Genomic DNA, 6,383 nt, shown 5'->3' with positions numbered 1-6,383 from the left:
CGAACTCATAGCTTCCGTAAGCGTTTGCAGAGGGTGAGAGGCTGTCCGTCCTGAGCACCGTGAACGGTGCTGAGTACGGATATTCAATGCCGTTCAGGACGTAGGTGAGCGTAGCTCCCGCCCCTCCCGTCTGGGCCAGCGTCACCTCGATCGTGTCCGAGGATGTTGCGTAGACGGCCTTGTAGGTTGCAGTCGTGCCTGAGGAAGGCAGCGATATCGGGGTCACAGTCTCGCTGGTACCGATGATCAGTCCGCCGGGGCCTTCCCACCTGAGGAAGTCGTATGTGCCGTTGGTCGCGGACGCCCTGACGCTCAGGGTCTCGCTCCTGCTCATAGGGAACGGTTCTGTGTATTGTACCTCGTTCAGTCCGGATATTGTGTAGAAGAGTACAGCTCCCGTAGGCTCGGATGTCAGGGTGACCATCACCCTGCCGCCTGACGCGGTGAAGAAGGCGGTGATCTCCGCGGTCCCTACCCCGCTGTAGAGCGACAGGTCGAGCGTCTCGGTCGCATTCACGCCGATGATGTTGCCCAGATCGTCCTGCCATCTGACGAACGAATAGGTCCCGAAGTCAGAGACGGATATGGTCACAGTGTCTGTCCTGAGAACGACGAATGGAGCAGTGTACGTGTAGGCACTGTTGTTCACAGTGTATGCGAGCGACGCACCGGGATTCCCGTCCTTTTCAAGCGTTATCTCGATGACCTCGGCGGTCGTGGCGAACACTACTGTGAGTTCCACATTGTCCACCAGACCATACATCGACATGTCGAGCGTTTCGTTCTCACTCATACCGATTATATTGCCCAGGTCGTCCTGCCATCTGACAAGCGCATAGGAACCGAATCCCGACGCCGATACGGACACAGTATCTGTCCTGAGTACGGTGAATGGTGTGCCATAGGCATATGTGGTGCCGTTCACTGTGTATGATAGGGCTGCTCCCGCGCCTCCTGTTTGGGTCAGGGTTATTGTCAGATTACCGGTGGCTGATGCATATACCGCCTTGTAAGCGGCCGTTGTTCCTGTGGAAGGCAGGGACAGACCGGTGACCGTCTCATTGGTACCGATTATCCCGTCCGGACCTTCCCATCTCAGGAAGCCGTATGTGCCGATGGCGGGAGACGCCCTGATGCTGAGGGTCTCGTCCCTGCTCATGGGGAACGATGCCGTGTATTGTACCTCGTTCAGTCCGGGTATGGTGTAGAAGAGTATCGCTCCGGTCGGTTCGGATGTCAGTGTGACGGTTATCCTGCCGCCGGATGCGGCGAATACCGCCGTCATGGTAACGGCGGAACCGTATCCCGACAGATCGAAGCTGCCGGGGGACGGGATAGTGGACAGTATGTTGCCGTCAGAGTCCTGCCACCTGACGAACTCATAGCTTCCGTAAGCGTTTGCAGAGGGTGAGAGGCTGTCCGTCCTGAGCACCGTGAACGGTGCTGAGTACGGATATTCAATGCCGTTCAGGACGTAGGTGAGCGTAGCTCCCGCCCCTCCTGTCTGGGCCAGCGTCACCTCGATCGTGTCCGAGGATGTTGCGTAGACGGCTTTGTATGTAACGGCCACGCCTGTGGAAGGCAGTGGCATGTTGGTCACTACTTCATTAGTGCCTATTATCGACCCGGCGGGGACCTCCCATCTCAGGAAGTCATATGTGCCGTTGGTCGCGGACGCCCTTATGCTGAGGGTCTCGCTCCTGCTCATGGGGAACGGTTCTGTGTATTGTACCTCGTTCAGTCCGGATATTGTGTAGAAGAGTATCGCTCCGGCGGGTTCGGATGTCAGGGTGACGATCACCCTGCCGCCGGGTTCGGCGAAGACCGCCGTTATGGTGACGGCGGAACCATATACCAACAGGTCCAGGTTACCAGACACCGGGGTCAGGGACAATATGTTGCCTATGTCATCCTGCCATCTCACGCCGTCGTAGCTTCCATATGATGATGCTGACAGCGACACTCTGTCCGCGCTCTTGCGGACCGTGAACGGCGTCGAATACAGATAATCGACGCCATTCAGGGCGTATGAGAGAGTTGCTCCCGCTCCGCCTGTCTGCGTCATCGTTATGATGAGCAGATCTCCTGATGCTGCATAGACCGCATTGTATGCCGCTGTTGCACCTGTGGGGGGCAGAGACATATTGGTCATCTGTGCGGTCGTTCCTATTATCATCCCGCCCGGTCCTTCCCATCTAAGGAATCCGTATCCCGCATATGCGTCCGCCTTCAGGGACAGACTCTCGCTTCTTTCCATCTGGAATGATGCTGTGTATTGTACCTCGTTCAGTCCTGATATGGTGTAGAAGAGAACCGCTCCCGCAGGTTCGGACGTCAGTGTGACCGTGATCCTGCCGCCGGATGCGGCGAATACCGCCGTCATGGTAACGGCGGAACCGTATCCCGACAGATCGAAGCTGCCGGGGGACGGGGTCGTGGACAGTATGTTGCCGTCAGAGTCCTGCCACCTGACGAACTCATAGATTCCGTATGCGGACGCGGATATCGATACATTATCGATGCTCTTTTGGACCGTGAACGGTGCTGAGTACGGATAATCGTTGCCGTTGAGGGTGTAAGATAGCGTTGCCCCTGCTCCGCCTGTCTGTACCAAGGTCATGACCAACAGATCAGAAAGATCGTCGGTAAAATATGCCATACAGGTCATGTTATCATTTATAGACAATGTAACGGGGTTTATGCGGACGTCCTTGCCGTCGATTATGAGCTTCACGAACCCGTATCCTGCCCCCGCTACAGCAGTAAATGTGACCGACGTTATCGTTTTTGGAAGGACGACCGTTCCTCCGGGCGCAGCGATAGTTCCGTAAGATGTGCCGCCGCTGCTTACCTCTACCGTTCCGTTCCCATCTTGTATTGAGACATCTATGACGTTGCATGGGATGGCAAACAGCTGGTCGTTCTCTGCGATAAGCATGAAGTTATTGCCTTCGGCGGAGAACCATTCGTTCGCTGGCGTGCCGCTCACTGTTCTGCCGTTTGTATCGATCAAGATTATCTTCCCGCCGGCATATGGGTTGGGCATTTCAACGAAACTCACTTTGGCTGTGGCGTTGCCGATATTCGCAATTCCGTTAACGAACGAATATGTGAAGTTGTCCCCAAGAGTGAGTTTGCCGGTAAACGTCATAGTTGAATCTGTGCTCGAGCCGATATTGAAATCGCCATTGATCACGCTGCCTTTCACAAACGTCACGTTGTTCTTGGCATCTGTAAGCTTGACATCGCCGCCGACGGTGCCGCCGTTGGTCAGTGTGACTGGGGCGGTATTGCTGACAGATAGTATGCCGTAGGTATCGCCGGCAACCTCTCCCGAGTTAGTAATGGTCCCGCCTGCGTTAAGGCATATTCCGGCAAAACCTCCCTGGATAGTACCTTTCTGGTAGTTGGTGACTGTGCTGCTCTCCGCGGCATAGATGCCATATCTGTCTGCGCCATTTCCTCCGAAGACCATTCCATAGTTCTCAATGGTGCCATCGAATTTGAGGCCTATGCCTATGTCGCCCTGTATTATGCCTGTGACGCCGTTAATGATTGTCGCAGATGGGCCCGATGCAAATACGCCGTATGTATCTGTACCGATATTGTTGATAGTGGCCGTGTTAGTAAAGCTGCGGTGTTCAAAGACATTTACGACATTGTCTCTGGAGGATACCATTCTTCCCTTTACGTCTCCGCTGCCTTCTACCACCGGCTGAGAATAGACCGCCAGGTCCCCGAGGAAAGCATGGATGCCAGGGTTACCCTCTAAGACCACAGTAAAATTGTTGCCGATTATTATGTGTACATTGCTATTTATCAGGAGCAGGTTTGAAATGGTTATGTTCCCCTCCACATAGTACCATCCGTCCGGCGCATTGCTGTCGTTCAGTACATCGCCAGACATGTTATCGAAGTAATCCTGATCGATCCTCAGAGCATCGTGGTATCCTGTGGTACCGTCCACCTTTGTATATGGGACCTGAGCGGCAGCATTATCGGTGACGGTGAAGCTCACGCCAAAGCTCTTGGGTGCGACCGGTTTACTGTTGCCTGCCGCCGGCCCTACCGTTACCGTCGCGGTATAGGTTCCCAGGGGGAGGCCTGTGTGGGGCACCACTGTGAATTTACTGCTACTGCCTATGAGTATGGTCGCCAACGAGCCCGTAGACAGCGTGAAAGCTGATGCATCGGTGCCTGACAGCGTTACAGAGAGATTGCCGGTGGATGTGTCGCCGATGTTCGTTACCGTCACCTCTAATTCGCTCTGGGGAGGGTAGTTGACCTTGTCAGGAGGGAATGTGTATGTCCCGGGTTGATCGAGACCGATGCCCCAAGAAGAGGGGACGCCGGTCACTTTTGCGATCAGTGATGTGCCTGCCACACTTATATCGAACGTATATCCGTCATCGCTGTACCAGCCAGGCTCCGGATTAATCCCTAAATAGATACTTTTTATGAGGTAGAGCGTATCCCCCATCTTCAGAGGCGAAGACAGACCGCTGGCATCAATCCTTGCTGTGCTGTTGAGGAGGGACACTACATTACTGACATTGCAGTAGGTGAGGGCGGGGCCGGGATCGCCGACGAAGTTGAATATGAAACTGCCCCCTCCTTCTGCGCCCAACGTTCCGGTGATGTCGCTGCCGGCGGCAAAGGTAACGTTATTGACTGTGCCTGATGTGTTACTGACTGTAATTCCTCCTCTGACAGTGCCGCTGTTATAAAGATCGAGGGGGATGCCGCCGCCGGTCATGCTGATGCCTCGGCCATAGCCTCCGCCGAATATCTGATTGTAGTTGTTCAGCGTGCAGCCCACGGTGCAGATGACGCCGTAGCCGTAGGCGCCGGTCGACATTGACCCGCTTCTGATCGTGCCGTAGTTGTTTATGACTGCCGAGGACGATTCGCAGCTTAAGCCGCTGCTACGGGTGTTATCCACCGTGCTGGTGATCGTGCCGTAGTTGTTAACGGTGCTGTTGCTGCCTGAATCTATGCGGACCGTGACGTATGTAGAAGATGTCGCATTCAAGCCGGATAAAGTGCCATAATTATCGAGCACGCCTCCCGGAGACAGCATCCGGACGACAGGCATGGTAGTGGACGAATCCATCTCTATCAGGGACGTATTTACTAATCTGCCATTGTGAATAGCGAAACTGGTGCTTGTGTGTATCTTACCTGTGTCGCCCGATTGATTATAGGCCGTCAAACTGGCCCCGTTGTCTATTACCACATTTTCGCCGCTGTAGTGGTATAGTGTCAATGTGCTGCCGTCTGCGATTATGAGTTTTACATCACCCACGATTGTGACCAAACCGTTGTAAGCGACATTCTGAGTAACGATATACCAACCGTCGGTCAGCGTCAGATCGTTTCCGTTCGTGCTGATCTCCTGAGTGCTTGACGGGGAGTTCTGATGTTGGCCATTTTCATCCACAAATGAATAACTGGCCGGTGCTACCGAAGCGATACTGAACAGCGGTAAGACCGCAATTGCTACTACCACTGCCAAGATCGCCAAAAACATATATCTGCTGTAAATAAAGCCTTTAGCTGAAATGTTAACCACCTCTTACTTCCTGTTTCCTATATTGCCCCCTTCCTCCATATATAGATAAAATAATAATATACATATAAATGGTTCTGAGTTACGCTCTTTGATGTTGTCTGCATCGTCGAAACGAAGTAAGATTGCCTCAGCAAGAGCCGCCAGGGCCTAAAAAACGCCTATGTCGTTAAAACTGACCGTTATTGTTTTTGGTCTCCCTGCGCCGGGTCGTCAAGGGAGAACATCCTGCGTATGTGTTCGCTCTTTTCGCCGGATATGTGACAGTAACCGTTCGGATTCTTGTGCAGATAGTCTTGATGGATGTCCTCTGCCGGGAAAAAGTTCTCCAACGGGCCGGCTTCCGTGCAGAACTCATCATATTCTTTCCTTTTACGGTCAAGATATGCCATTACGGTGTTCCCTGAAGGCACGTCCGTCCAATATACGCCTGTTCTGTATTGTATCCCTCTGTCGTTCCCCTGACGGTTAAGAAGGGTGGGGTCTATGATCATGAAGAAAACGTCCAGAAGGCGCTCTAAACCGACGGCCTTCGGATCATAACATACTCTGACCGCCTCGCAGTATCCGAATTTGCCGGAGCATACTAACATATAGTCCGGAATGAAGCGGTCGTATCCGTTCGCATAGCCGCATTCGGTATCTGTTACCCCCGGTATCGCTGAGAATATTTTCTCAACGCCCCAGAAACATCCCCCGGCCAGGTAGATGACCGGCTGCCCTTCGCACACGGTGTCTGCTGCGCCCTGCATGGCAGCATTACCGATGTGTCTTTATTTAACCGGTTCTTCGGCACCCGGACCATATCTTGCCG

At 53.5% G+C, this 6,383-nt stretch carries 2 protein-coding genes; both read right to left on the bottom strand.

Annotated elements, in window-relative coordinates; all coding sequences use genetic code 11:
* Positions 1 to 5,515 (bottom strand): hypothetical protein (locus tag FWG96_02115; protein MCL2032056.1); only part of this gene is annotated, 5,515 nt, incomplete at its 3' end.
* Between the two features lie 236 nt (positions 5,516 to 5,751).
* Entirely contained in the window at positions 5,752 to 6,321 is a 570-nt protein-coding gene (gene msrA, locus FWG96_02110; GenBank protein ID MCL2032055.1) for a peptide-methionine (S)-S-oxide reductase MsrA, read from the bottom strand.
* Between the last annotated feature and the right edge of the window lie 62 nt (positions 6,322 to 6,383).

It is taken from the genome of Candidatus Methanoplasma cognatum, from assembly GCA_009777615.1.
Taxonomy (GTDB): Archaea; Thermoplasmatota; Thermoplasmata; order Methanomassiliicoccales; family Methanomethylophilaceae; genus Methanoplasma; species Methanoplasma cognatum.
The sequence above is the reverse complement of the archived record's forward strand: the minus strand, read 5'-3'. Positions and strand labels throughout refer to the sequence as shown.